Source organism: Pseudomonas sp. TH39(2020) (genome assembly GCF_016650715.1).
Taxonomy (GTDB): Bacteria; Pseudomonadota; Gammaproteobacteria; order Pseudomonadales; family Pseudomonadaceae; genus Aquipseudomonas; species Aquipseudomonas mandelii_C.
Genome location: NZ_JAEKFF010000003.1, coordinates 408,536 through 433,618 on the forward strand (window position 1 = coordinate 408,536; position 25,083 = coordinate 433,618).

Consider the following 25,083-nt stretch of genomic DNA (forward strand, 5'->3'; position numbering starts at 1 on the left):
TGCGTTTAAGTCAACGCGACGCGGCACTACTATCGCTTAAATTTCTTAAGGCAGGATCGCATCCATGAAATCAACCTGGGCACTCGTTGCACTGGCGGTCGGTGCATTTGCTATTGGCACCACGGAGTTCACCCCTATGGGGCTGCTACCCGTAATTGCGAACGGCGTTAATGTTTCTATTCCTACAGCAGGAATGTTGATCACGGCTTACGCGTTGGGCGTCATGATTGGCGCCCCGATCATGACGCTTGCTTTGGGACGGTTCCCTACGAAGAAAGCGCTGATCTTGTTGATGAGCATTTTCGTGCTCGGAAACCTTCTGTCAGTTATGGCGCCGGGGTATTGGACGCTTTTGATTTCGCGACTGATCACCAGCCTCAATCACGGAGCTTTTTTTGGTCTCGGATCGGTGCTTGCTGCAAGTTTGGTCTCGAAGGAAAAGCAGGCCAGCGCCGTAGCTACCATGTTTCTAGGCCTCACCATTGCAAATATTGGCGGCGTGCCTGCTGCAACCTGGATTGGCCAGCAACTTGGATGGCGTATGGCGTTCGCGATTACCGCCGGACTGGGCTTTGTCGCAATTGGAGCATTGGCGATTACCTTACCCAAAGGTAAGGCCAATCCAATGCCGAATGTACGCGCAGAACTGAAAGTCCTTACTCGCCCCGCAGTGTTAATGGCCATGGCAACAACGGTCATGGGGGCAGGTGCTATGTTCACACTTTATACCTATGTCGCACCTGTGCTCGAAAACCTCACCGGCGCATCTTCCACATTCATCACGTTGGGATTGGTATTGATTGGCGTGGGCTTCACCATTGGCAACGCGGTAGGCGGACGTCTGGCCGACTGGTCTTTGGAAGGCAGCACGAAACTGTTCCTGGCTCTGCTTTCGGCTGTGATGCTGGTTTTACCATTGATGCTGACTAACCACATCGCTGCCGCCATCGGCCTTTTAGTCTGGGGTATTGTCACCTTCGCTATCGTTCCCCCTGTGCAGATTCGTGTCATGCAGGCCGCACACGATGCGCCTGGCTTGGCAGCTTCGGTCAACGTGGGCGCCTTCAACCTAGGCAACGCCGTAGGTGCGGCAGCCGGAGGAGCGGTTATCTCTGGTGGTCTTGGTTATGCCGCAGTGCCCGTTGCCGGTGCCGTTCTGGCAGCAGCAAGTTTGTTACTCGTGCTCGCTAGCCGGGGTCGTGATGTCGAAGCCGTTGACGTTGGTCAGGTGTAAGACATCCTCGCAAGCTTGCCTCAACGATATTTAGAATCAGCGGATAAGCCGACCCAACGGTGAAGATGCCTTAGAGCAGTCACAGTGGAGTCATGTGGATTGACTTTAGAGACGATCAGTCTAATATCGATCCTTATGACCGACATGAAGCTACTTCCTCGCCGCGGCCGCCCTCCTAAGGTTCCTAGAGACAATCTGGATACCCGGGACGCGCTCATCCGTTGCGGCACAGAAATTCTCACCGAACAGGGCTTCATGGCCACCGGCATCGACGGTGTGTTGAAGAAGGTCGGCGTTCCCAAAGGCTCCTTCTACCACTTCTTTGCTAGCAAAGAAGATTTTGGCCGGGCGGTGATGGATAACTACGCAGCTTATTTCGACAAAAAGCTTAAGCGCTGGTTTCTGGATGAATCACTGACTCCGCTGCAACGCGTGCTTGCTTTCGTTGAAGACGCGAAAGCAGGTATGGAGAAATACCATTTCAAACGTGGCTGTCTCGTGGGCAACCTGGGCCAGGAAGTCACCATTCTTCCAGACGGGTTTCGCGAACATTTGGACTCGACCCTTCTCAGTTGGCAGCAACGATTAGCCGATTGCTTGGCGTTAGCCCAGGACTCCGGGGAACTCGCCAAAAATGCTGATTGCACAGAGCTCGCTGCTTATTTCTGGATTGGCTGGGAAGGCGCAGTTCTTAGAGCACGGCTTGTAAGAAGTACGGCCCCCTTGAGCACCTTCATCAGCGGATTCATGGCTGGGCTGCCCCGCTGATTTTTTTACCCATTTATAGACGATCGGTCTAATAGAGGAAAACCCTAATGTTCAGTGGCATTTTGATTGAAAAAAATGAAACCAGCAGCCTGGCAAAAATCGCCGATCTAGACGAATCGCAACTACCTGCCGGTGATGTGACTGTCCGTGTTACCTACAGCACCCTCAACTACAAAGACGCGCTAGCCATAACTGGTAGGGGCCCAGTTGTACGCAAATTCCCAATGGTGCCAGGCATCGATCTGGTAGGTACGGTTGAGGACAGTAGCAACCCTGACTTCAAGGTTGGCGACAATGTGCTACTCAATGGTTGGGGAGTGGGTGAAGCACATTGGGGTGGTCTAGCTCAAAAGGCGCGGGTAAATGGCGACTGGCTGATTCCCATGCCCAGAGGATTCTCCGCCCAGCAAGCCATGGCGATTGGTACTGCGGGCTATACAGCAATGCTTTCGGTACTCGCTCTGGAGCGCAATGGCGTAACGCCGGACAAGGGCGAAGTCTTGGTGACAGGCGCCAATGGCGGCGTCGGCAGTTTCGCGATCGCCCTCCTCGCTGGGTTGGGCTACACCGTGGTGGCCTCAACCGGTCGCCTCGAAGAAGCGGATTACCTAAAGAGGCTTGGCGTCTCGGAGATCATCGATCGCTCAATTTTGAGCGGGCCAGGTCGCCCACTTGCAAAAGAACGCTGGGCAGGCGCCATCGACTCGGTTGGTAGCCATACGCTGGCCAACGTCTGTGCCAGTACCCGTTATGGAGGCACTGTTGCCGCCTGCGGACTTGCACAAGGGATGGACTTACCTGCTAGCGTCGCACCCTTCATTTTGCGTGGCGTAACCCTGGCTGGGATTGACAGCGTGATGCGTCCTCGTAGAGATCGAATCGCTGCCTGGGATCGTCTTGCACGAGATCTGGATCTCTCCATCTTGAAAGAGATAACGCGAGAAATTGGTTTGGGCGAGGTTGTACAGACGGCAAATCACCTGCTCGCCGGCGAGGTACGTGGACGCGTTGTGGTTGATGTGAATCGTTGATTCCATCACCTTAGGCATCAAAGGCTTTGACTGAAGCCTAGATTGATGACTGTGTCCGCCAGTCTTCGCGAACAAAAAGGGCCCTCGTAGGGCCCTTTTGTACTCAAACCAAACTCACTTGGTCAGCCAGGAACTGACAGTGCGCGACGACCAGCTTGTGGGTCAAGCAAGTTGACCACGTCTTTCAAGCTGAAACCGTACTTGGAAAGCAAGTCACGCAGTTTCGATTCGAATTCGATTTCACGTTTTACGTCAGCATTACCCTTTAGTGCTTCGAGAGCTTGGAGCTGCTAATCGAGACAACAACCTGGCACGTGGGCAAGTGGGCCTGATCTCAATCGGATTTTCGACGGTGATGCCTTAATCCCTGCTGCACATAGGCTCACTTTGATCCGGTGATATAGACTCCATAGTTCCCAAGCCTCAACCGAGGAGCAGGGCTTCCATTGAAGGCGTTGAAGATCATGCTCAATGAATTGGAACTGACGGGGCGTGCACGGACGCACATCGTCCAGCTTTCCGAACCCAGATTCGCAGCTCAACAAGAAGCAGCTACGGCATTCTTGGACATGCGAGCAGATGCCCGGCGCTCAGGTATTGATCTCCTGCCTTACAGCAGCTTTCGTGATTTCAGAACGCAGCTGCGGATTTGGAATGGAAAGTTTAGTGGAGGGAAACCGCTTTACGATTTGGAAGGTCACGCGCGCGACTACAGCTCGCTTTCACCCTCCGAGATCATCAGCTGCATCCTAAATTGGTCCGCGTTGCCTGGAGGAAGCCGGCATCAATGGGGCACTGAAATCGATGTGGTTGACGGCTTGGCAATGCCTCCCGACTACGTGCCAAAGCTCTTGCCCGAGGAGACTGCTCCGGGAGGTATATTCTCTGATTTGCATAACTGGCTCGATGCAAACATTGCGGCATTTGGTTTTTTCCGGCCATACAAATATTTCAAGGGAGGAATGTATCCAGAACCGTGGCATCTCAGCTATGCCCCGCTATCCATGCCTGCTCTGCAATTAGTCACGATCGAACTGCTCGCGGACGCAATTCGAGACGCTGATATGCTTGGAAAAGAACTCGTACTCGAAAAGCTGCCGAGCATCTATAGAAATCACATTATCAACATTACCTTGCCCGACGAGTAGCACGCAGAAAAGCTTCCTTTATTCCTGAACGATAATTTCACGATGACGGGGAAATATGATCGCTCCTCAGGGCGCAAATACAGCTCTGTCCGGCGGCTCCGACGTTCGGCAGATCCAATGATTTGCGATCCATCAAAGACGGAGCATTTGTTGCTTTAAGTAAACCCAGCAGCCGACAGCCTCCAATGTTTAAGAGGATGAAATGGTATGGCAGAGCCAGAAAGCACATCTTCAGGAAAGTCCCGCAATAGACGGGAATCGAGTACCGCCGCTATCGGACCAAAAGGTGCTCATTTTGAAGGACAGATAGCAGCTTTCTACCTGCTCGCAATGCTCAGCGGGGCCAAACGCATTCTCTCGACTGGTTACGGCGACTTCGGCCGTGGGTGCCGCCCCCCCTTCAGGGATCGGTCTTCAACACCGCGAGTTTTTTGGTCCGTGGCTTACGTTTCGCAGAGGGCGCCTGACGTAACGGCGTCAGTTGCTGCTCCAGCGTGTCAGCACGAGCCTGCTGTGCCGCAGCACGTTGTTGGGTTTGACTTAGCTCGATTTGGATCGATTCCAGCCGCCGTTGCAACTGCTCGACGTGCCGCCCAACCTCCTTGAGCTGAGTCGCCGAAGCCTTGCCCTCCTCCCGCGCGCGGTCGACCTCGCGGTGCGCGCGATCCTCAACTCCACGGACGTAGCTCTCCTGCGCGACGCGCTCCTGCTCGGCCTTGAGCCGCAGCGCCTGCAGATCCTGCTGTAATGTCTGGTTGTGCTGCTGAGCTTCACGGCGCTCGCGCAGCAAGCTCTCGCGCTGCTGCTGCAGATCCTCGATCTGCAACTGGCCCTGGGACAGTAGCAGTTCCAAATCTGCCAGGCGCGACTCGGCTGACTGGCGCCCAGCCAAGGCTTCCGCCGCCTGCTGACGAAACTGCGCCGCATCCTGACGCGCCTGGTCCTCGACCGCCGCTACCCGTTCGCGTTCTGCGATCAGCACCTGACGTTGCTCAGTTAGAGCCTGTTCGACCATGCCCTGCGCCAGGTGGATCGCCTGTTGCCACACGGCGACAAAGGCCTGCGAGACCTCTGCGGGCAACGCTGGTAGACGCGTCTCACCCTTCAGCCGTTCGGCCAGCCGCGCCCACCATTGGTCGAGCAAACCGCCGACCCGCGCCGGGCTACCGCGACCCAACTCCAGGCGCACACGTTCCACTGTTGGGCGCTCACCGCGAGCCAACACGGCGTCCGCGGCGGCAAATACGTCGTTCTCCGGCACCCCTACCGCCATGCCCTGTCCTCCGCTATATTAGGTCTGATAATAAAATGTTATCCGACGTTTTTATCCCCATATGGATAAAATACGTCGTACTTATTAACTATTACAGACAGTTCGCCCAAACCAACAAGCCACCCCTAGACTCGCAGTTACTCGCTGTAAACACCCAGTAAGCCGTGGCGGCGTTCCAGATCTGCCCGGTGAGTCCCAGCTCAAGCATCTCGGGCTATCCCGGTTCAGCCAACTGGCCGCAAAAGCCGCGTAAAGCCGTTAACGACGTTCTGCTGTTCGTGTAAGCGAATGCTGCCAGCGATCGCCGGGCAAGTCCTGTCTTCGCTGGCGATCGCTTAGCTGATCTCGCACCACAATGTCAGTAAGGCAAACGCCTGTGGCGACCACACGGACGCGCACCTCGGTTGGCCATGGAGCCTCGAGCACCACATCTTCAATCTCTAATGGGGCTCCCGAGGTGCAAGGAGCTCGTCGAAGTCGAGAAAACGTCGGCTTGTCAGGCAGACTGCAACGCTCGCGGGCGTTGGCTGCGAAGAGAGCCGCTGGATGCTCCCTCCGTGCATGTCGATTCAACGCGTTATGCAGATGCTCGCCAACCCAACTGGGCACGAGCCTCTTGAAGGTCGGACTGCATATCGTGATTCCACAGCCAGTCGAAACGCTCGGCGAGGGTTTTGCTCAGCAGCTGTTCGTCGTCGGCTACAGCTGGATCACGCAATTCATAAAGCTCCCCGGCTTCCCAGGATGTGCGCTGTACACGACAGGCACGTGGACGACGGATTGCGTCGTAAGCCGCGAGCACCTCTTGTGGCTGGCTGGTCAGGACCTGAGGATCGGCCAGCAATCGCGCCAGAAGCCAGGCATCTTCCAACCCCTGACCTGCGCCAGCGCCCTGGTGCGGCAACATTGCATGCGCAGCATCGCCGATCAGCCCCACGCGACCGTGTACGTAGCCTGGCAACTCTTCGAGTTCATGAAGAGCCCAAAGGGTGGGGGCCGGAATGCATTCGAGCAGTACCCGTGCAGCGTCTCCCCAATGATTGAAGGCAGAGAGCATTTCTTCCTGGCTGGCATTGCGCACCCACGGAGCATCGCTTGGCCAGATTGGATCAGGGCGACTGCGATCGGAAATGAAGGCCACAACGTTGATAAGCCGGCCTTGTTTGACGGGGAAAGTGAGGATATGTGCATCAAGCCCCAGGTACATCTGCGGGACATCGATCAAGTGCTCATCGACACCCCGAGCTCTGTACGCCGCGCGCAGTTGTTCGCTGTCGATCATTCCACGGTAGGCGCAGGTACCACTGAAACGCGGCGCCACAAGTGGTTGGCCAAGGCCGTTGAGAACATGATCACGAATCGATGACTTGATACCGTCCGCGGCGATCAACAGATCGCAGCGATGCTCAGTGCCATCGGTGAACAGCACGCGAGCCTGTTCGGCATCCTGCTCCACGCTGACGGCACGCTTGCCGAACTGCGCGATCCCTTCGGGCAACTGACTGGCCAGGGCATCGAGGAAGTCAGCACGATGTACCGATGACTGCCCTACCCCTTCGGCCAGGCTTGCGCCCAGATAACCGGCATCTTCACCACGACGCCATTCGAACCAGATGTCCTGCCAGGGGTCCTGCGTCTGGTCGGCAATCTTGCGGTAGGGTTCGGCAATACCCAGACCCGCGATGGCACGAACGGCATTGGCGCCGAAGGAGACACCTGCTCCGACCTCGCCAAAGGCTGGAGCCGATTCGAACAGCTGCACACTCAGGTGGGACTGACGGCACAGGTCAAGGGCCAGAGCCACGCCGGCAATACCGCCGCCAACAATACCGATGTGCAATTTGGATTGAGAAGTACGCATAGCAAGTTACCCATGAGGCTGATTGTTATTGGAGTAACCCAATAATCGCCATCCGAGCGCTATTGATAAATACCGCAACTCCCATACATCCCATCATGGGTGTGAATATTACTCCGCGGAACGAGCAGTCATTGGCCACGCGAACCCTTCCTTGGCCTCGCCTGTTTCGGCCATCGTTATTGCGACACGGTTTGCCTGGATGAAGCGGCCTGACGGCTTGAAGCGTTCTGAATGAGAAACACCAGAATAGCGACGGCCCCTATCAGTCCTGGCACTGCGAAGATGAGAAAGCTCGCCTGCAGCGGCAGTGATGAAGCGTGCAGCGCGCCGCCCAGCAAAGGACCGATGATGGCTCCGGTGCGACCGACGCCCATCGCCCAACCAAGTCCTGTGGACCGTATGTGCGCGGGGTAATACTGCACCGTGCAGGCGTTGGCCAGGATCTGGGTGCCAATGGTGCATGCCCCCGCGATGGCGATGAGCAGATAAAGAACCGGTAACGGCGCCTTGAGCGCTAACAGGCTCAGGGCTAACGCTCCGCAACTGAAAAACCCGAACAAGACTTTTGCGATTCCAATTCGATCCCCCAGCCATCCTCCGGCCACCGCGCCAATAATCGCGCCGACGTTTAGCGCCAGCAGAAACGCCAGGCTGGAGTTCAATCCATAGCCTGCGGCAGTCATGAGTTTTGGCAGCCAGGAGCTCAGTGCATAAACCATCAGCAAACAACAGAAAAACGCCAGCCACAGCATGAAGGTGTTCAACTTGCGCCCGTCCTCGAACAGCTGCGCAATCGACACAGTCGTACCTTTGGCGACCATCTGGTTCAACTGGTCATTTGCGTTTGGCTCATAGGTCGGCGCGGCTAGTGCCAATAGATTTTGGGCCTTGAGGGTCTGCCCGGTACGCAAAAGCAAATCCATCGACTCTGGCAATTGTCGTATCAGAAATGGCAGGGCCAACAGCGGAATCAACGCTACATAAAACACCGCTTGCCATCCCCATTGAGGGATCAGCACCATGCCCAGGCTCGCCGATAGCATTCCCCCTAACGAGTAGCCACTGAACATGATCGCGACCAACGTGCTGCGGGATTTCTTTGGCGCGTACTCGTTCATCAACGCCACAACGTTGGGCATTACACCCCCGATCCCAAGACCGGCGATGAATCGGCATAAGGCGAAAGCCTCGGGGCTCCGTGCCAGGCCGTTGATCGCTGTGACTGCGCTGAAGATGGCGACACACATCATGATGGTTTTTCGTCGGCCTATACGATCCGACAGTGAACCGAAAAACAGAGCACCCAACATCATGCCCACCAGCGCACAGCTACCTAACGCACCCGCCTGTAACGAACTGAGGCCCCACTCGGACATCAGTGAAGGCAACACGACCCCATAGATGACCAGATCATAGCCGTCGAAAATGATGATGAGCGCGCACCAGAACAGCACGCGCGCATGGAAGGAATTGAAACGTGCCCCGTCAATCAGGGCTGATACATCAATCGTACGCATGGCATCGCTCTTCTTGTCATTGTTATAGAGCCGGAGGATCTGACGCCTCCGGAAATTGCGCGGTGCCCAATGGTGTTACGCAGAGCGTTCAGCACTGGACATGGACTCGATCATGGGCAAACGATCGACCGTGATAAATGCAGCCAGGTGAATAGGCAGTATTTCGAAGGTGAATAAAGATCGAAGGGAGGCAAAAGTCCCTTCGATCTCACGATGGACGCGGCGGTCTGGCACTTGTTAGGCTTTGGCTCTTGCAGCGGCGATTTCAGAGCGGTGCAGATCCAACAACGGGCAACAACCTATCGCCCGCATGAGCGCGAAATCTGCACGAGGCGTTATGGAATTACGTGAACTTGATCTCAATCTGCTTCTGGTATTTAACCAGCTACTGATTGACCGCCGGGTATCGACGGCGGCGGATAATCTCGACCTGACCCAGCCCGCTGTCAGCAATGCGCTGAAGCGATTGCGTGTCACGTTGAACGACGAGCTGTTCGTTCGCACTTATCAAGGAATGGAGCCCACGCCCTATGCCCGGCAGTTGGCTGAACCGATTGCACTGGCCATTCAGACCTTACGCGATGCGCTGAGCCGACAGGACACGTTCGACCCGCTCAACTGCAATCGCAGGTTTACGATGGCGATGACCGATATTGGTGAAATCTACTTCATGCCGCGGCTGATGGACGCGCTGGCTGAACGCGCTCCGGGCTGTTCGATCAGCACGCTGCGCAACACCTCCGATACCTTGGCCGAAGGGTTGCAGAACGGTGCGATCGACCTCGCCGTTGGATTACTGCCGCACCTGCAAGCCGGATTTTTTCAGCAGCGCCTGTTTCACCATCGCTATGTCTGCATATGCCGCAAGGACCACCCCGCTACCAGGGAACCGTTAACGCTTGAGCGTTTTTGCAGTTATGACCACGTTCGCGTCGTAGCGGCGAACACGGGGCACGGCGAAGTCGATACCTTTCTGGCACGGGCCGGCATCGAGCGCAACATACGCCTGGAGGTCCCTCACTTCGTCGCAGTCGGCCACATCCTTCAACGCACCGACTTGATGGCAACAGTGCCTGAACGATTCGCCAGCAGTTGTGAACAACCCTTTGGGCTTACGGTGCTACCGACGCCCGTGGAATTGCCCAACATTGAAATAAACCTGTTCTGGCATGCACGCTATAACAAGGAACCGGCCAATCGCTGGCTTCGCCAGCTGATGTTTGAGCTGTTTTCTGATTGAGGCATTCCCTCACCTCATTTCCAGTAACTTCTCAGTCTGCGCCAGGCAGACGCGTTGCTAATTCGAGGAAGCCTTCTATAGATGGTTGAGGGCTCCTCAGGAACATAAATCTGTGAACATTAGGCTCCATAGATCGTGTAAAAATCAGTAACGATTGAGAATGGATCGCTCATGAACGGTATACATCGCCCATAAGTTAAATGATGTGCCAGAACGGAACTTCTACCAAAGGTTCTTTCACTGTCAGCGTCGCTAATTAACCGAAACGCCCTGCCATTTTCTATACGACAGATTTAACACTGGACGTGGCGTCTCAGTCCTTAACAGCCCTTGCTGATCGTCGGCCGACGCACCTGACCATACACCGCCAGGCGATGCACCTGGCTGACCCAATGGCCTGGGCACTAGCGCCCAGGTCTGCGGGTTGTTGCCGGCTACCGACTACATCAATCGGCGTGGCACCATGTAGCCGAGTTTCATTAAGCCTTCTTACGATACGCCATCGAGTCGTCGATCCGCTTGAGGATGTAGTCTCCCGCTGCCACCGGCGGATACAGGCTCAGCGCCGGGTCGATCCCGAGATCGCAAGGATCGACTGTCGCACCATAAGTCGGATCATAGAACGTCGCGATGGAGTAACGCTCATGGCCCGAGGTGTTGATCACCCGATGCAACGTTGAACGAAAACGATCGTTGGACCAGTGCGCCAACAGGTCGCCGACGTTCACCACCAGGCTACCGGGAATCGGCGTGGCGTCGATCCAGCGATTGGAGCCCAGTTCGCGGACCTGCAAGCCGCCGCTGTTGTCCTGATACAGCAATGTGATGCAGCCGTAATCAGTGTGCGGCGCCACCCCGAATTGATCTGCTTCGGCCTGGGGCGGTTGTGGCGGGTAATACACCATCTGGGTGCGCTGCAACGGCTTGGTGTATTTGTCGGTGAAAAAATCTTCGTCAATGCCCAGCCCGACCGCCACCACCCGCAACAGGTCGGCCCCGGCCTTGGCAACCTCCTGATAATAGTCAGCCAATGCTTCGCGCAACGACGGCATGAATTCCGGCCACTGGTTTGGCCCGCGCAACGCTTCACCGGCAAGCACGCTGGGATCATCTTCGGCCAGTTCGAGACCGATGCTGAAAAACTCTTTGTGATCGGGTTTGGTGGCTTCATACATGGTCGCCCCGCCCAACGCGTGCCAACCACGATGCCGTTTGTTGACGGCCACCTGGCGCTTGACCTCGGCCGGGTAAGCGAAAAACTCCCCGGCGGCGGCCATCGCTTTATCGATCACTGGCTGCGGCACCCCGTGGTTGATGATGTAGAAGAAGCCGATGTCGCAGCAGGCGGTTCGAATGGCATCGGCGGCTCGATGAATACTCGCCTTGTCACCTTCGCGGACACCGGACATATCGATCAGAGGCAGACGGACAGTAGAAGACATGCTCACTCCTGGGGTCATGGTGCTGGGTCATGGTTCAGGAACGCCCTATGGCGATCACCCTGTATATACAGCTAAAAGCATTTACTGTGCCGTACTCCTTGCGCCCTCCTCACGCACCGCAATCTAGGGCCCTTATTTGTTGTTCATTCATCGGCATGCAGGGGGGTTGCCCTTAATTCATTGGTTTCCATACGCCCCAACAGTGTGCGGAAAGCGCGCATTTGGTGCAGCTTTTGGTTACACATTCACGGATAAGACGGTCGAACGGATTTTCCAGAACCCGCAATATACGTGTCTGAAACGCCGTTCTTTGGTGATGATAAGAATTTTGGCCCGCATATTGCTCAACCTGTATATACAGGATGATATAGCTACCTATTCCGCCCACCACCCTAGGACATTGCAATGCACGCACCTTTGCTACTCAAACCCGGCCAACTCACTCTCGATCAATTGCGCGTCATCTATCAGAAGCAATGCGCCATCGAACTCGACCCGGCTGCTCGCGAATCCGTGGATGCCAGTACTCGCACCGTGAACCAGATCATCGCCAACGAACGCACGGTGTATGGCATCAATACCGGTTTCGGCCTGCTGGCCAGAACGTCGATTCCGACCGAGTCCCTGACCAAGTTGCAGCGCAACCTGTTGCTCTCGCACTGCACCGGCACCGGTCCATTGCTCGATGACGCCAGTGTTGGCCTGATCATGGCGTTGAAGGTCGGGTCCCTGGCCCGGGGTTTTTCCGGCATTCGCTGGGAAGTGATTCAAACACTGGTTCAGCTGTATGTCGCCAAGGTCTATCCGTGCATTCCTTCCCAGGGCTCGGTTGGCGCCTCGGGTGACTTGGCCCCGTTGGCGCATATGTCGGCGGTGCTCATTGGTGTGGGTCGCGTCCGTCATAACGGCCGTGAGATGGACGCCGTCGAAGGTCTGGCGATTGCCGGTCTGGAGCCGATTGTGTTGGGGCCGAAGGAAGGCCTGGCGCTGATCAATGGCACCCAGGTCTCCACTGCGCTGGCGCTGCGCGGGTTGTTTGCCGCCGAGAAGCTGTTCACCGCCGCTGTGATTGCCGGCAGCCTGTGCGTGGAAGCCTTGAAAGGCTCTGACGTACCTTTCGATCCGCGCATTCAAGCCGTGCGTGGTCAACCCGGGCAAATCGATGTGGCCCAGTACTACCGCGAGCTGCTGGCCAACAGCGAAATTCGTCAATCGCATATCGATTGCGCTCGGGTCCAGGACCCTTACTCGCTGCGTTGCCAACCGCAAGTCATGGGCGCCTGCCTGGACCATTTGCGCTTTGCTGCGGGCGTGTTCTTGCGTGAATCCAACGCGGTTTCGGATAACCCACTGGTGTTCAGCGTTGACGGCGAGGTGCTGTCGGGCGGCAACTTCCACGCCGAACCGGTGGCGATGGCTGCCGATGTACTGGCCCTGGCGATTTCCGAAATCGGCGCGCTCTCGGAACGGCGGATTGCCCAACTGGTTGACCCGGCGCTCTCCGGCCTGCCGGCCTTTCTGGTGCGCGAAGGTGGTCTGAACTCGGGCTTCATGATCGCTCAAGTGACCGCCGCCGCCTTGGCCTCGGAAAACAAGACCCTGGCGCATCCGGCCTCCGTCGACAGCCTGCCAACCTCGGCCAACCAGGAAGACCACGTGTCGATGGCGACCTTTGCGGCCCGCCGCTTACTGGATATGGCCGGTAACAGCAGCGCCGTGGTGGCCATCGAACTGCTCGGCGCGGCCCAAGGCGTGGACCTGCATGCTCCGCTCAAGACCTCGAAAAAACTCGGCGAGGTCCTGGCCATGATTCGCAGCGAAGTCGCGCACTACGATGAAGACCGTTACTTCGCCCCCGACATCGCTACCGCCCGCGCCTGGGTGGAGTTTGCCGCGTTCGAACGCTGGCTGCCCGCCGAACGCCTGTACGCCTGATCGCAATCGAATCGGCGCAGCCCTGCTGCGCCTCTTTCCTCACATCAAGGGATCGCCATGCGTCGCTATTATTCAGGGCCGGATGTTCACCGGGCACAAAGTATTGCCGAGCTGGCGGTCATGGCTCGGCGGCGCTTGCCGCATTTCGCCTGGGAATACCTGGAGGGTGGTGCCGAAGAAGAACTGACGTTGCGGCGCAACCGCCAGGCTTTCGCTGACATCGCGCTGCTGCCGCGCACCTTGGTGCCTAGCTCGGCCACGCAGACCCAGTGTTCGCTGTTCGGGCGAGACCTGCCGCTGCCGATGGCCATCGGTCCCACCGGCTACAACGCGATGCTGTACCGCGATGCCGATATTCATTTGGCCCGGGCCGCAACGGAGCGTGGCCTGCCTTTCACCTTGAGTACCGTTTCCACCAGTTCCCTGGAACAGGTGGTGGCGTCGGTGCCCGAGGTGAATCTCTGGTTTCAGCTGTATTGCCTGCGTGATCCCGCCGTAGGAGAAGACTTGCTGCAACGTGCCGATGCGGTCGGTTGCAAGACCTTGCTGCTGACCAGCGATGCGGTGCTGTTGGGCAATCGGGAATGGGACCGGCGCAACTTCGCCCGGCCCCGGCAACTAAGCCTGCGCAACAAGCTCGACGTGCTGTGTCATCCGCGCTGGATGGCCCAGGCGCTGTGGCCGCACGGTCTGCCGAACCTGGGCAACATCGAGTGCTATCTGCCGACCGAACAACGCACCATCGAAGGCGCCGCGCAGTTTATCGGCAGCCAGATGGACACCGGGCTCGACTGGGACGCCCTGGCCCGATTACGCGAACGTTGGCCCCATCGACTGCTGCTCAAGGGCGTGCTGCACCCGGCGGATGCCGAGAAAGCCGTAGCCCTGGGGCTCGATGGCTTAGTGGTGAGCAACCATGGTGGCCGGCAACTGGACGGGGTTCCCGCCAGCATCGACTGCCTGCCGGCGATTGCCGCGGTGGCCAAAGGCAAACTGGCCCTGTTGCTCGACAGTGGAGTCCGTCGCGGCGGCGACATTCTCAAAGCCTGTGCGCTGGGCGCCGATGCGGTGTTGCTGGGGCGATCTACGCTTTATGGAGTCGCTGTCGGTGGACAGGCTGGCGCAGGCCACGCCCTCGATCTGCTCGCGCAAGAACTGCGCCTGGCCTTGTCCTTGCTGGGCACTCCGGACCTTGAGCAACTTGATCGTCGTGCCCTGGTCACGACGTCCTCCACTTTTTCTGACCGCGAGTTGAGCCGATGAACGATCTACAACACACCCTCGAACAATTGCGTCAGGCCCTGGGGGACGACGGGGTAATCACTGGCGCCGATATCAGTCAACGTCACTACAGCGACTGGACCGGCCACGCCCCGGCCTGCCCCGCGGCGTTGCTGTTACCGCGCACCACGGCCCAGGTTGCCAGCGCTCTGCGCATCTGCAATGTCGCCGGGCAAGCGGTGGTTCCCCAAGGTGGCATGACCGGGTTGGCCGGCGGTGCGGTGCCTCGGGCCTCCGACATCGCCTTGTCGCTGGAACGCCTGCGCGGCATTGAAGAGATCGATCCGGCGGCAGCCACCATCAGCGTGTGGGCCGGCACCACGCTGGAGGAGATCCAACAAGCTGCGCTCAACGCCGGGTTTGTCTTTCCACTGGATCTGGGGGCGCGCGGCTCGTGCCAGATCGGCGGCAATATCGCCACCAATGCCGGCGGCAATGCGGTGATTCGCTATGGCATGACCCGTGACCTGGTGCTCGGGCTGGAAGTGGTCCTGGCCGATGGCCGGGTGCTCGATTTGCGCAACAAGATGATTAAGAACAACTGCGGTTATGACCTGAAACAGTGCTTCATCGGCAGTGAGGGCACCTTGGGCGTGATTACTCGCGCGGTTTTGAAGCTCGCGCCGCAACCCGGCCAGACCAGCACCCTGCTCTGCGCCCTGCCCGACTACGCCAGTGCCGTCAGCCTGCTGCGGCGGATTCAGCGCAGCGTCGGCACGCCACAAGCCTATGAACTGATGTGGCAGGATTTCTTTCGCCTCGGGGTGAGCTGGCTGGAAAACGCGGCGGCCCCCCTGTCACTCGACTACCCCCTGTATGTACTGCTTGAGTCAGCCGGTTCACAGGAACAGCTCGAAGCTTCGCTGGAAGAAGCGTTTGGCGCCGGAGAAGTGCTAGACGCGGTGCTCGCCAGTTCCCAGAACCAGGCCCGGGGGCTTTGGAAAATCCGTGAGGCCACCGGTGAATTCCCGACCCGCATGACCCCGTTGAATTTCGACGTCAGCCTGCCGATCGGCCTGATCGGTGACTTCGTCGAACGCTGTCGCGCACGCCTGGACGAGCGCTGGCCTGGCAATCACAGCGTGTATTTCGGACACATCGGTGACAGCAACCTGCACCTGACCGTGGACTGTGTGTCGTTGCCGCAGCCGGCGCCGATCCTCGACATCGAAGAGCTGGTTTACAGCGCCGTCGGCGAACTGGGCGGTTCGGTGTCTGCCGAGCATGGCATCGGCCTGCTCAAGCGCGAGTTTCTTCATCACTCGGTCGGCCCCGAAGCCCTCGCGGTGATGCGTCAGCTCAAGGATTGCTTCGACCCCAACGGCATTCTCAACCCGGGAAAAATCCTCGGCTGAAGGCCTGTATATACCGGAGTGGCACGTTAACTGCTGTTGCCCTCCTGAATCACCGCAGGACTCACACCCAACCTCGCTGTATCCCCAGAAGGAGTGACACCATGCAACTCGATTCTCTTTTCAGTAAACGATTCAACGGCCTGTGCCTCGCTCTGACCCTGACTGTCGCGTCCCTGGCTGCATACGCCGATCAACTGGCCGATGTAAAGAAAGCCGGTGAACTGGTGGTGGGTACCGAGCTGCAATTTGCGCCTTTCGATTTCACCGATAACGGTAAACAGAAAGGCCTGAACGCCGAGTTGTTCGATCAGTTGGGCAAGGAGTTGGGGGTCAAGGTGAAGTTCATCGACCTGCCATGGCCGAGCGTACTGCCAGGGCTTGAAGCGAAGAAATTCGACATGGTTGCAGGCCCCATCATCGTGACCCAGGCCCGCAAAGAGCGTTATCACTTCATGCTGCCGATTGCCGAAGCCACCGTTGCCTTGATGGTCGGCGCCAGCGATACCACCATCACCAAACCGCAAGACATTGCCGGCAAGGCCGTAGGTGCCGGCAAAGGCTCGGCGCAACTGGAGGAACTCAAGACCTTCGCCGCCACGCTGCCGGAGAAAGTGACGATCCGCGAATACGTCGACAACAACCAGGCCTACGCTGACCTGGCGGCCAAGCGCATCGTTGCGGTTGCCAACTCGCTGCCGAACATCTCGTACGTCGCCGCTGAACGCAACAAAGCGTTTAAAGTGATCTTGCCTCCGTTCGGTAAGAAATCCTACTTCGCCTACCTGGGCCGCAAGGATGACGACGCCAGCAGCCTGATCGCCGCCCTTGATAGTGCCTTGTTGAAAATGCACGAAGACGGTCGCCTTGCCGCGTTGCAGAAGAAATGGCTGGGTGCCGAGATGGATGTACCGAAAGCCGACTTCACCCCAACCTGGTAAATCCGTCCGCCCATTGGAGCTCCTGATCGCCGGCCGGCCCTGGCCGGCGGTCAACTGAGTTGGAGTCGCCACGATGTTTGATTGGTCTTTATTTCTACAGAACCTGCCGCTGTTGCTGACAAGCCTGCTGGTGACCCTTGAAGTCTCCACCGCCGCTCTGGTGATCGGATTTTTCATCGGCATTCTGGTCGCCAGCCTGCGCCTGTCACCGGTGCCGTTGTTCCGACGTTTGGGTGGTGGTTACATTTTCGTGTTCCGGGGCATTCCGCTGCTGGTGCAATTGCTCTTCGTCTATTACTTCCTGCCTCGCGTCGGCTTGCCGAACGTGTCGCCGCTGACGGCCGCCATCATCAGCCTGTCGTTGTGCGCCGGGGCCTACATCGCGGAAATTCTGCGCGGTGGTTTTCTCGCCATTCCCGGTGGTCAGCTGGAGGCCGCCGGATTGCTGGGCCTGAGTACTCGGCAAATGCTGGTGCGCATCCGTGTACCGCAAGCCGTGCGCCTGACCCTGCCGGCGCTGGTCAACGAAATGATCCTGCTGATCAAGGCGTCGTCGCTGGTGTCGGTAGTCGGTCTCGCTGACCTGACCCGCACCGCGCAAAACCTGGCCGCCAGCGATTACCTGTTCGTTCAGGACTACCTGATGCTCGCCGGCTTCTATTGCCTGATCAACATTCCACTGGCGTTCTGCGGCGGCCTGCTGGAGCGACGCATGAAGGAGCAACGCTCATGATCTTCGATCACCGGATCATCACCGAGCACCTCGATGACATCGCCCAAGGCTTCATGGTCACCCTCGGCACCTGGTCCGCGGGTGTCGTTCTGGGGTTGTTCCTCGGCTTGCTGATTGCCGTGGCTCAGCTGTTTGGCAACAACCTGATTCGGGCGCCGTTGCGGGTGTTCATCGAAGTGATCCGCAGCACGCCGTTTCTGGTCCAACTGTTCCTGGTGTACTACGGCGGGCCGTCCTTCGGCCTCAGCCTGGAGCCGATTCCGGCCGGGGTTCTGGGGTTGGGCATTTATGGCAGCGTCTACTTTGCGGAAATCTTCCGTACCGGTTTCGAATCGGTGGCCCGCGGCCAACTTGAAGCAGCCGACTGCCTGGGGATCACACGCTGGCAATGCATCCTGCGCATTCAGTTGCCGCAGATGCTGGTGATCATCCTGCCGGCGTTGGTCAACCTGGTGACCATCTTGTGCAAGGAAACTGCCGTCCTGTCGATCATCACCATCCCGGAACTGACCATGGTCATGACCGGTATCGGCTCGCAAACTTTCGCCTTTGTCGAAACCCTGTTGGTGCTGTGTATCGGCTACCTGCTGCTGGTCGAACTCTGTTCGCGGCTGGGCATGTACCTGGAAACAAAGGTCGGGCGCTTTATGAGCAGGCAACCGCAATGAACGACCTCCAACGCCACTTGAAACCCATTGCCCAGAAACAAGGTGACCCCATGAAGACTCCCGAGCAACTCCCCGGCGACCAGCAACCCATGCTGCGTCTTCACAATGTCGGCAAGAGTTTCGGCACCCTGCGTGTACTCAAAGGCATCGATCTACAGGTCCGGCATTCCGAAGTGGTGTGCCTGATCGGCCCCTCCGGTTCAGGCAAAAGCACCCTGCTGCGCAGCATGGCGTTCCTCGAAGAGTATGACGAAGGGGAAATCTACGTCGAAGGCCAGTTGCTCGGCTTTGTGCCGGATAACGGCAAGGGCCGCAAACGCGCGCCGCAAGCGCAGATCAATCAGGTTCGGCGCAATGTCGGCATGGTTTTCCAGCAATTCAACCTGTGGCCACATATGACGGCGCTGGGCAATGTCAGCGAAGCCCTGCTGCGGGTGCGCAAGTTATCGACGGCCGAAGCCCGTCAGCGCGCCATGGCCATGCTCGACAAAGTCGGCCTGGCGCACAAGGCCGACGTCTATCCGATCCAGCTCTCGGGCGGCCAGCAACAGCGCGTGGCCATCGCCCGGGCACTGGCCATGGAACCGCACATCATGTTGTTCGATGAGCCGACCTCGGCGCTCGACCCGGAACTGGTGGGCGAAGTTTTGCAGGTCATGAAGACCCTGGCCAAAGAAGGCATGACCATGGTGGTGGTCACCCATGAAATGGGCTTCGCCGCGCAGGTTGCTGACTCGGTGGTGTTCCTCGATCAAGGGCAAGTGGTCGCCCAAGGCACGCCGCAGCAGATATTCCACAACTCCGAACACCCGCGCCTGCAGCAATTTCTGCAGAACTATCTGGATCGCAATGCCTTCTGGCAGGACAACAAAGAGGCTTCTCTGGTATGAACGCTGCTGAACTGCAACTCCTTGCGCGCCCCCAAGTGCGCGACCTCGCCAGCTACAACGCCGGCCTCAGCACCGAAGCAGTACGCCAGCGTTTCGGCCTGACCCGCGTGGCCAAGCTGGGCAGCAACGAAAACCCCTTGGGCCCGGCGCCCGCAGTGGCCGCCGCCATGGCCACGGCCTGTTCCAGCATCGCCCTCTACCCGGATGCCAGTTGCCTGGAGTTGCGCGCGGAGCTATCGGCAAAGCTCGGCGTACCGGGCGATCACCTGGTGTTCGGCAATGGTTCGGAAGATTTGCTGAGCATCATCAGTCGCGTGTTTCTGGACCACGGCGATGAAGTGGTCACGGTAGTGCCGTCGTTCGGCCTGCACTTCATTTACCCCATCGCCGCCGGAGCCCGGGTGTCAGGGGTGCCAATGACGGATGAGGGGCGCTTTGACGTGCCGGCGATGCTTGCGGCGCTGACACCGAAAACCCGACTGTTGATGTTCTCCTGCCCCTCCAACCCGGTCGGCTGCACCCTCGACGCCGACGAGTTGCAACAGCTACTGACGGCGCTGCCGGCGCAATGTTTGCTGGTATTCGACGAGGCCTATTACGAATACGCGGATTTCGAGGCGGATTACCCCGATTGCCTCGGATTGATCCAGGCCAGTGGCAAGCCGTTCATCCTGCTGCGGACTTTCTCCAAGGCGTATTCACTGGCTGGATTGCGCATCGGCTATGGCATCGTCAGCGATCCTTTGCTGGCCGACCTGATCGACCGTCTGCGCACCCCGTTCAACATCAATCGCGTGGCCCAGGCCGCCGCCATTGCAGCACTGGCGGACGAAGAGCACTTGCAGGCCACCCTCGCCCACGTCGCCCACGAGCGGCGGCACATGGTGATTGCCCTGCAAAACATGGGGCTGAGTCCGGCGCCGTCGATGGCCAACTTCCTGTACTTCAGCACGCCCTATCCGGCCGAAACCATCAATCAGGCCTTGCTGCGCGAGGGCGTCATCCTCAAACCCTGGCGTGAAGACGGGTATACACAGTACTTGCGTGTGTCCATCGGTAGCTGTGAGGATAACGACCTTTTTCTCAAAGCCCTGGCAAGTGTTCTTGCCGCTCAAAAAGACGCGGACTGACCCATGATCAAAAATGCACCGCAAGCCCTCTATCGGCGCGCGAAGGACTTTGTGCAAGACAAGCTGCGTAGCGGTGAATGGAAGCCCGGAGACCTGATCCCGTCGGAAAATCGCCTGGTGCAGGAGCTGGGCATTTCGCGCATGACCGTCAATCGGGCCTTGCGCGAGCTGACCGAGGAAGGCCATTTGGTGCGGATCTCCGGCGTCGGGACGTTCGTGGCCGAAAGCAAGCCGCAATCGAACCTACTGCGCATCACCAATATCGCTGACGAAATCATCGCGCGCGGGCACAGCTACAGTTGCCGCGTGCTGCACTTGGGCCGCGAAGCGGCCTCGATGCCGGTGGCCGCAGCCCTGGCGTTGCCCACCGGTTCGTCGGTGTTCCATCTGATCTGCGTGCACAGCGAAGAAGGCGTGCCGGTGCAGTTCGAGGATCGCTACGTCAATCCCGAACTGGTGCCGGACTTCCTGCTGCAAGAATTTGGCGAGCAACTGCAACCGGCGCGTTATCTGTTGCAGGTGATCCGACCCGATGAGATGGAACATATCGTCGAAGCCGGTCACCCGAGCAGCGACGAAAGCAAGCACATGCAGATCGACACCAATGAACCCTGCCTGATCCTGGTGCGCCGCACCTGGAGTCAGAATAAAATCGTCACCTACGTTCGGCTGACTCACCCCTCGTCGCGCTATCGCCTGGGCAGTCGCCTGCCGGTGAATGGCGCTCACCGCGACAGTTGAGTCTTGATCGCAGCCTGAGGCCCGGCTACCCAGGAAAACTTATTTTCCGTCAGGCTCCATTAGCCCATTTGGCTTGATCATCAAAAAACCAGCCAGTTCTATGGGAGACTTCTTTTCGCTCGCAGAAAGTGATGACCCATTTGCTTCTTGAAGCACCAACTTGGGTGCATAATTTCAGGCCGCTTCCGGCCGCTGAACGTGATTCGATTCGCCGCAGTAGGCGTGATAACCAACAAGCTCGCTGTCAAAAAAATGCACCTGTTGCTTGCGATGCATCCGGACGCAAGCAGCAAAATTGACATCGGTATCGACCAATTCAGGATCGAGAGAAACGCATTGGGGCGGTTCGGTGCAACCGGCTTTTACGGATCAGCGCCATTCACTGGGCGGCGCAGTAGCGCAGGCGATAGCGGCCGTCTATCCGGACCGCATCGCTGCCTTGGTTATCTATGCAAGCTGGCCCGGGCCGGACCGGTTCTTCACGCGTGTTAGGCTACCGAGTCGCGGGCAAGAAGCTTCATGAACTATCAAAGCGTCAGCCGGCTACCGCTACCGCTGCGGCGAAAAATCACCCCTTCGACCCAGCTAACGATCCATATCTACGGTTATCTCAACCGCATCAAGACCGGCGCGGTGAACTTCGCCTATGGGGCATCGAAGGACTCTATAGATCTCCGAAATCACCTGCATCGTTGCGTCTTCGATCGTTCCTTCATTACGGCATAAAACCCAGCCGTGATCTGCAATCGCTCGCTCGAACGTCTTGGTACAAGCGACATGTTCTTCCAGCTTATGGATCACAGTACTGCTCAGCCCACGCCGTCGTGCCGCAGCCCTCGCCCATGAAATATCAGGGGTGGTGACAACCCCGACATGCAGGTCCGGCACTCGCACGTTTCGATCAATGTTTAACTGTAGAATCTCTGCAAACGGGATTAGCCGGCGAAACGCGGCATCAGACGGGTACCAGCGATCGATCAAGATGATGCTGCCTGGTGGCTGTTTAGCCAGCACGTGCTGGGAAATCCAGGTACGGCTATCAGCAAGGCGCTCACAAACCTCGAACTCCAAATCCCGGGTGGGATTTCTGACGAGTTTGTTCACGAGGGTCATTGTTTCCCCCCTATAGGGATCGCTTTTACTCTCGGAAAGTCGGATCACCTTTTTGTTGTCGGCCCTCAGCACTTTCGTAACGGCCTCCAACAGTGTGGTTTTGCCGGTTCCCTTGGGCCCATCTAGAGAAACAAACAGCGGACGATTCATTCTTCAACTAACGATTGATATACGGTTTTTTTACCCAGTTCGTTCGCTGGAACCGCTTGGCGCGACTACGCGAATCGAGTGGAGGGCCCTTGTGAACAGACATTGATGAACACTCTAACTTAGTTTCTGGTTAACGGGTCTCAAAAGCCTGGGTTACAACAGCCGCTTATGAACATCGGTCATCGCCCATATGTTCAATAATGACGTGTCGAATGCTTCGTGCCGGACTCAAACTTTTAGCGCCCATCTAGAAAACGGAACAGTTCCTCCTCCTGGTCAAAATGCAGTCGCACGAGGGTATCCAGTCGAATCAGCTGATGCTGAATCTCGTCAGCAGGTGCCATTGCAGGGTTGGAATTGAAGTCGCTGCTCATGCGCGCCAGCAAATGGATAAGGCGAAATATCTCCCGGTGAACGTGGCTCATGGCCGACATCGGGTCCTCCCCCGGCAGGCTTCGCGTCAGCAGCGGGTACAGTATGTTTTCATCTTCGTGTTCATGCTGCGCCAGAGATGTTTGCAGCTTGTCGACCAGTTCCTGCAAGTCGGTCTGTGCTTGCGCAAGTGGGCGCTGGGCAAAGTCGCTGGCCAGTTGGTGCAGATCGCTCAACACGCTGGAGAGTTGCTGGTGTTCGTCTTGCAGGCGATCGATATGCTCAGCGGTAAGCTTTCGTTTCCTCAACGCCCATAACGGCCCCAATGCCCGCAAGGCGTTAATGATGATCGCCACGTCGATGCCCTCCTGCACCACGGCGCCAATCAGCGGCGGCAGGTAGCCAAGGGCGGCTGCCGCCATGGCCAGCAATGACATTCCCATCCCGACCAGCACACCTTGGCGTGCGATGTAGCGGGTTCGTCGGGCAATGTCCAACGCCTCGACCAGGCGATCCAGACGATCCACCAGCAGCACAACACCAGCGGCTTGCGCAGAAGCAGTGGCACCGCCCGCCCCCATGGCCACGCCAACGTTGGCCGCCGCCAGCGCGGGAGCATCGTTGATGCCGTCGCCGACCATCAGTGTGCTGGTGCGCAGGCAACCTTGCTGTACAGCACGCACTTTATCCTCAGGGGTCAACCCGGCACGCAGCTCGTCAATCCCGGCAGACAGCGCAATCATCTCCGCAGTTTCCAGGCGATCCCCGGTGAGCATGACGATCTTTTCGATGCCTCTATTGCGCAGTCGACGCAGAGTCTGCGGGGTTTCGCGGCGAACCTTGTCCGAGAAAACCAGCAGGCCCGCGAGTTCCCCATCCACGTCGATGAAGCTTCCACTGCACGCCAGGTAATCCATGTGGCGCAGCATGGCGGCGACCCAGTCGGTTTCGGGGGCTTCTTTGTGAGCAAAAGACAACGTGCCGAAACGCACCTGCACGCCATCGACGCGCCCACAAAGTCCAGAGCCTGGGCTTTCTTCTACTTCCTGCGGGACGCTGAGCGGCAATTGGCGCTGATGCGCCGCTTCAACAATTGCCTGGGAGATAGGATGCGTCGAGGCCTGCGCCAGCGAAGCGGCCAGGCCAAGCAGACGCTGCGGATCGGCCAGTCCGTTGACCTCTATCGACTGCAGACGGGCATGGCCGCTGGTCAAAGTGCCGGTCTTGTCGAGAAACACCTGCTTGACCCCGGCCAGCGCTTCCAGGGTCACGCCGTCCTTGATCAGGATCCCGCGCCGCGCTGCCCTCGAAATACCTGACATGAAGGAAATCGGTACTGCCAGAATCAAAGGGCAAGGTGTGGCCACCACCAGGACCGCCAGCGCTCGCAAAGGATCACCACTCAATTGCCAGGCCAATCCGGCAATCAGCAACGTCAGCGGGATGAAGAACAATGCATAGCGGTCGGCCAGGCGCACGAAAGGTGCGCGCGAACGACGTGCCTCCTCGGCCAGCCGCACTATGCCGGCATAGGTACTCTGCGCGGCCGTTCGCGTGGCGATTAGCAGGATGGGCGCACCGACATTGGAAACGCCGCTGGGCAGTTGCTCACCTTCTCGACGGGTGACGGGCAACGACTCACCGCTGAGCGCCGATTCGTCCAGAATGGCCGCAGGACTTAGCAGCCGACCGTCGACCGGTATCACCTCCCCCAGCCGCACCAGCAATGTCTGATTCAGTTGGACCTGCTCAACAGGGATCTCGCGCAAGCCGCCCTCCTCCTGCAGCCAGGCAAAACGTGGCGCCCGGTCAATGAGCGCACGAAGCTCGCGGTCAGCGCGTTGCTTGGTAAAAAACTCCAGGGTGCGTCCGGTCGCCAGCATCAAGGCAATCACCGCCGCCACCAGTGTCTGCTCAAAGACCAGGGCGGCGGTGATCGACAGCAGCGCGATCAGGTCGACACCGGCCTCGCGCCGGGCCAGGCGCCTGACGATTTCAACGAGCAGTACTGCGCCCATCACCAGACTTCCTGCGGCCCAGCACATCGAGGCCCAATCAGGTTCTTGCGCAACATACGCAACGCCACCGGCCAGCAGCGTCAGTGCGGTGAGCAGCAATAGAACGGGGTCCAGCCACTTACTGAGCATCGAAGTGAGTTCCTCAAAAGCGATTTGCATGCCTCGCCGTAAAAACATCTGTCGTTCATCGAGGTAGAGCTTAGGACTCGAATGTCTTTCGTGTTCGCCGGAGCGCCGCAATTGAG

Annotated in this window: 20 protein-coding genes and 1 pseudogene; 14 read left to right on the plus strand and 7 right to left on the minus strand. The window is 58.2% G+C overall.

The window, feature by feature from the left end; translation table 11 throughout:
• The first annotated feature begins 64 nt into the window (after positions 1–64).
• From JFU47_RS04285 to acuI, 3 genes are all read left to right on the plus strand, one after another.
• Positions 65–1,234, plus strand: a complete 1,170-nt coding sequence (locus JFU47_RS04285; protein WP_201181201.1) for an MFS transporter — start codon at positions 65–67, stop codon at positions 1,232–1,234.
• 135 nt (positions 1,235–1,369) lie between these two features.
• The gene (gene acuR / locus JFU47_RS04290) at positions 1,370–2,002 is read left to right on the plus strand and encodes an acrylate utilization transcriptional regulator AcuR (RefSeq protein ID WP_201181203.1); all 633 of its coding nucleotides are present in this window, start codon (positions 1,370–1,372) and stop codon (positions 2,000–2,002) included.
• Positions 2,003–2,049: 47 nt separating this feature from the next.
• On the plus strand, positions 2,050–3,033 hold the full coding sequence (gene acuI, locus JFU47_RS04295; protein ID WP_201181205.1) for an acrylyl-CoA reductase (NADPH): 984 nt from the start codon (positions 2,050–2,052) through the stop codon (positions 3,031–3,033).
• A gap of 140 nt (positions 3,034–3,173) precedes the next feature.
• Here acuI and JFU47_RS33010 read toward each other — a convergent pair.
• Positions 3,174–3,323 (minus strand): annotated as a pseudogene (locus JFU47_RS33010) (transcriptional regulator); the annotation flags it as partial.
• Positions 3,324–3,497: 174 nt separating this feature from the next.
• On the opposite strand from JFU47_RS33010, the gene JFU47_RS04300 reads away from it, so the two are divergent.
• Entirely contained in the window at positions 3,498–4,181 is a 684-nt protein-coding gene (locus tag JFU47_RS04300; RefSeq protein WP_201181207.1) for a M15 family metallopeptidase, read from the plus strand.
• 400 nt (positions 4,182–4,581) lie between these two features.
• Here the strand turns inward: JFU47_RS04300 and JFU47_RS04305 are convergent, their stop codons facing one another.
• From JFU47_RS04305 to JFU47_RS04315, 3 genes are all read right to left on the minus strand, one after another.
• Positions 4,582–5,454, minus strand: coding sequence for a DNA-binding protein (locus tag JFU47_RS04305; protein ID WP_201181214.1), 873 nt, complete (start codon positions 5,452–5,454; stop codon positions 4,582–4,584).
• 577 nt (positions 5,455–6,031) lie between these two features.
• Positions 6,032–7,315, minus strand: coding sequence for a salicylate 1-monooxygenase (gene salA, locus JFU47_RS04310; protein WP_201181216.1), 1,284 nt, complete (start codon positions 7,313–7,315; stop codon positions 6,032–6,034).
• Positions 7,316–7,491: 176 nt separating this feature from the next.
• The gene (locus JFU47_RS04315) at positions 7,492–8,832 is read right to left on the minus strand and encodes an MFS transporter (RefSeq protein WP_201181218.1); all 1,341 of its coding nucleotides are present in this window, start codon (positions 8,830–8,832) and stop codon (positions 7,492–7,494) included.
• 337 nt (positions 8,833–9,169) lie between these two features.
• Between JFU47_RS04315 and JFU47_RS04320 the strand changes: the two genes are divergently transcribed.
• A complete protein-coding gene (locus JFU47_RS04320) occupies positions 9,170–10,072 on the plus strand; it encodes a LysR family transcriptional regulator (RefSeq protein ID WP_201181227.1) in 903 nt (300 codons plus the stop codon).
• 479 nt (positions 10,073–10,551) lie between these two features.
• On the opposite strand, the gene JFU47_RS04325 is transcribed toward JFU47_RS04320, so the two are convergent.
• Positions 10,552–11,514, minus strand: a complete 963-nt coding sequence (locus JFU47_RS04325) for an isopenicillin N synthase family dioxygenase (protein ID WP_201181229.1) — start codon at positions 11,512–11,514, stop codon at positions 10,552–10,554.
• 405 nt (positions 11,515–11,919) lie between these two features.
• Between JFU47_RS04325 and hutH the strand changes: the two genes are divergently transcribed.
• The 9 genes from hutH to hutC all read left to right on the plus strand — a co-directional run bounded on the left by hutH (position 11,920) and on the right by hutC (position 21,185).
• Positions 11,920–13,449: a histidine ammonia-lyase gene (gene hutH, locus JFU47_RS04330; protein ID WP_201181231.1), complete on the plus strand. Its 1,530-nt coding sequence runs from the start codon at positions 11,920–11,922 to the stop codon at positions 13,447–13,449.
• A 57-nt stretch (positions 13,450–13,506) separates the two neighbouring features.
• Positions 13,507–14,712, plus strand: a complete 1,206-nt coding sequence (locus JFU47_RS04335; protein ID WP_201181233.1) for an alpha-hydroxy acid oxidase — start codon at positions 13,507–13,509, stop codon at positions 14,710–14,712.
• Entirely contained in the window at positions 14,709–16,085 is a 1,377-nt protein-coding gene (locus tag JFU47_RS04340; protein ID WP_201181235.1) for an FAD-binding oxidoreductase, read from the plus strand. The genes JFU47_RS04335 and JFU47_RS04340 overlap by 4 nt, the downstream gene beginning before the upstream one ends.
• 101 nt (positions 16,086–16,186) lie before the next feature.
• Entirely contained in the window at positions 16,187–17,023 is an 837-nt protein-coding gene (locus JFU47_RS04345) for a transporter substrate-binding domain-containing protein (RefSeq protein ID WP_201181237.1), read from the plus strand.
• Positions 17,024–17,096: 73 nt separating this feature from the next.
• Complete coding sequence (locus JFU47_RS04350) at positions 17,097–17,756, plus strand: amino acid ABC transporter permease (protein ID WP_201181239.1); 660 nt, start codon at positions 17,097–17,099, stop codon at positions 17,754–17,756.
• Positions 17,753–18,424, plus strand: coding sequence for an amino acid ABC transporter permease (locus tag JFU47_RS04355; protein WP_201181241.1), 672 nt, complete (start codon positions 17,753–17,755; stop codon positions 18,422–18,424). Before JFU47_RS04350 ends, JFU47_RS04355 begins: the two co-directional genes overlap by 4 nt.
• 89 nt (positions 18,425–18,513) lie before the next feature.
• A complete protein-coding gene (locus JFU47_RS04360; protein WP_201181534.1) occupies positions 18,514–19,314 on the plus strand; it encodes an amino acid ABC transporter ATP-binding protein in 801 nt (266 codons plus the stop codon).
• Complete coding sequence (hisC, locus tag JFU47_RS04365) at positions 19,311–20,444, plus strand: histidinol-phosphate transaminase (protein WP_201181243.1); 1,134 nt, start codon at positions 19,311–19,313, stop codon at positions 20,442–20,444. The genes JFU47_RS04360 and hisC overlap by 4 nt, the downstream gene beginning before the upstream one ends.
• Positions 20,445–20,447: 3 nt before the next feature.
• Complete coding sequence (gene hutC, locus JFU47_RS04370; protein WP_201181245.1) at positions 20,448–21,185, plus strand: histidine utilization repressor; 738 nt, start codon at positions 20,448–20,450, stop codon at positions 21,183–21,185.
• 585 nt (positions 21,186–21,770) lie between these two features.
• Here hutC and JFU47_RS04375 read toward each other — a convergent pair.
• Positions 21,771–22,448 (minus strand): dTMP kinase, encoded by a 678-nt coding sequence (locus JFU47_RS04375; RefSeq protein WP_201181254.1) that lies wholly within the window; start codon positions 22,446–22,448, stop codon positions 21,771–21,773.
• Positions 22,449–22,684: 236 nt separating this feature from the next.
• Positions 22,685–24,967, minus strand: coding sequence for a heavy metal translocating P-type ATPase (locus tag JFU47_RS04380; protein ID WP_201181262.1), 2,283 nt, complete (start codon positions 24,965–24,967; stop codon positions 22,685–22,687).
• Between the last annotated feature and the right edge of the window lie 116 nt (positions 24,968–25,083).

Excerpts from the sequence above, each read along its gene's own strand:
- acuI (WP_201181205.1), top strand. The coding sequence starts at position 2,050 with ATGTTCAGTGGCATTTTGATTGAAAAAAATGAAACCAGCAGCCTGGCA.
- JFU47_RS04315 (WP_201181218.1), bottom strand. The coding sequence starts at position 8,832 with ATGCGTACGATTGATGTATCAGCCCTGATTGACGGGGCACGTTTCAAT.
- JFU47_RS04345 (WP_201181237.1), top strand. The coding sequence starts at position 16,187 with ATGCAACTCGATTCTCTTTTCAGTAAACGATTCAACGGCCTGTGCCTC.
- JFU47_RS04300 (WP_201181207.1), top strand. The coding sequence starts at position 3,498 with ATGCTCAATGAATTGGAACTGACGGGGCGTGCACGGACGCACATCGTC.
- JFU47_RS04340 (WP_201181235.1), top strand. The coding sequence starts at position 14,709 with ATGAACGATCTACAACACACCCTCGAACAATTGCGTCAGGCCCTGGGG.
- hutH (WP_201181231.1), top strand. The coding sequence starts at position 11,920 with ATGCACGCACCTTTGCTACTCAAACCCGGCCAACTCACTCTCGATCAA.
- JFU47_RS04285 (WP_201181201.1), top strand. The coding sequence starts at position 65 with ATGAAATCAACCTGGGCACTCGTTGCACTGGCGGTCGGTGCATTTGCT.
- JFU47_RS04360 (WP_201181534.1), top strand. The coding sequence starts at position 18,514 with ATGCTGCGTCTTCACAATGTCGGCAAGAGTTTCGGCACCCTGCGTGTA.
- JFU47_RS04305 (WP_201181214.1), bottom strand. The coding sequence starts at position 5,454 with ATGGCGGTAGGGGTGCCGGAGAACGACGTATTTGCCGCCGCGGACGCC.
- JFU47_RS04375 (WP_201181254.1), bottom strand. The coding sequence starts at position 22,448 with ATGAATCGTCCGCTGTTTGTTTCTCTAGATGGGCCCAAGGGAACCGGC.
- JFU47_RS04320 (WP_201181227.1), top strand. The coding sequence starts at position 9,170 with ATGGAATTACGTGAACTTGATCTCAATCTGCTTCTGGTATTTAACCAG.
- JFU47_RS04380 (WP_201181262.1), bottom strand. The coding sequence starts at position 24,967 with ATGCTCAGTAAGTGGCTGGACCCCGTTCTATTGCTGCTCACCGCACTG.
- salA (WP_201181216.1), bottom strand. The coding sequence starts at position 7,315 with ATGCGTACTTCTCAATCCAAATTGCACATCGGTATTGTTGGCGGCGGT.
- JFU47_RS04335 (WP_201181233.1), top strand. The coding sequence starts at position 13,507 with ATGCGTCGCTATTATTCAGGGCCGGATGTTCACCGGGCACAAAGTATT.
- hutC (WP_201181245.1), top strand. The coding sequence starts at position 20,448 with ATGATCAAAAATGCACCGCAAGCCCTCTATCGGCGCGCGAAGGACTTT.
- hisC (WP_201181243.1), top strand. The coding sequence starts at position 19,311 with ATGAACGCTGCTGAACTGCAACTCCTTGCGCGCCCCCAAGTGCGCGAC.
- acuR (WP_201181203.1), top strand. The coding sequence starts at position 1,370 with ATGACCGACATGAAGCTACTTCCTCGCCGCGGCCGCCCTCCTAAGGTT.
- JFU47_RS04355 (WP_201181241.1), top strand. The coding sequence starts at position 17,753 with ATGATCTTCGATCACCGGATCATCACCGAGCACCTCGATGACATCGCC.
- JFU47_RS04325 (WP_201181229.1), bottom strand. The coding sequence starts at position 11,514 with ATGTCTTCTACTGTCCGTCTGCCTCTGATCGATATGTCCGGTGTCCGC.
- JFU47_RS04350 (WP_201181239.1), top strand. The coding sequence starts at position 17,097 with ATGTTTGATTGGTCTTTATTTCTACAGAACCTGCCGCTGTTGCTGACA.